The sequence below is a fragment of the Acidovorax sp. KPB24-03 genome (assembly GCF_057546605.1).
The window spans coordinates 1-832 of sequence record NZ_BAAJYR010000810.1; the positions used below are offsets into that span (position 1 = coordinate 1).

1 pseudogene is annotated in these 832 nt (G+C 74.2%); it reads left to right on the forward strand.

Going from position 1 to position 832, the window contains the following annotated elements:
• Nucleotides 1-832, forward strand: a pseudogene (locus tag AC27KI_RS26155) (DEAD/DEAH box helicase); the annotation flags it as partial.

The window sequence follows — 832 nt, forward strand, 5'->3', positions numbered from 1 at the left end:
GCACGGGCGATACCGCCAGCGGCGAGCGCAGCGCGCAGTCGCGGCGCCTGCCCACGGTGCTGGTGACCACGCCCGAGAGCCTGTCGCTGCTGCTGGCGCGGGGCGATGCGCGCGAGGTGCTGTCGTCCGTGCAACTGGTGGTGGCCGACGAATGGCACGAGTTGCTGGGCAACAAGCGCGGGGTGCAGGTGCAGCTGGCCATCGCCCGGCTGCAGGGCTGGAACCCGGCGCTGCGCGTGTGGGGCATGTCGGCCACGCTCGGCAACCTGGAGGAAGCCATGCACACGCTGCTGGGCCAGCCGCCCGGTCGGCAGGGCGGCGGCTCCACAGAGGGCGTGCTGGTGCAGGGCCGGGTGGACAAGCGCCTGGTGGTGGACACGCTGCTGCCCGACCACCCCGAGCGCTTTTCGTGGGCCGGCCACCTGGGCCTGTCGATGCTGCCCGCCGTGGTGCGCGAGCTGGCCGGCACGCGCACCACGCTGGTCTTCGTCAACGTGCGCTCGCAGGCCGAGGTCTGGTACAAGGCCATTCTCGATGCGCGGCCCGACTGGGCGGGCGAGCTGGCCATCCACCACGGCTCGCTGGACCGCGGCGTGCGCGAATGGGTCGAGGCCGGGCTCAAGGCCGGGCGGCTGCGGGCGGTGGTGTGCACCTCCAGCCTGGACCTGGGCGTGGACTTCCTGCCCGTGGAGCGCGTGCTGCAGATCGGCTCGGCCAAGGGCATCGCGCGGCTGCTGCAGCGCGCGGGCGATCGGGCCACGCGCCCGGGCGGCCGTCGCGCATCCACGCTGGTGCCCACCCACAGCCCTGGAGCTGGTCGAGGCCGCCGCCC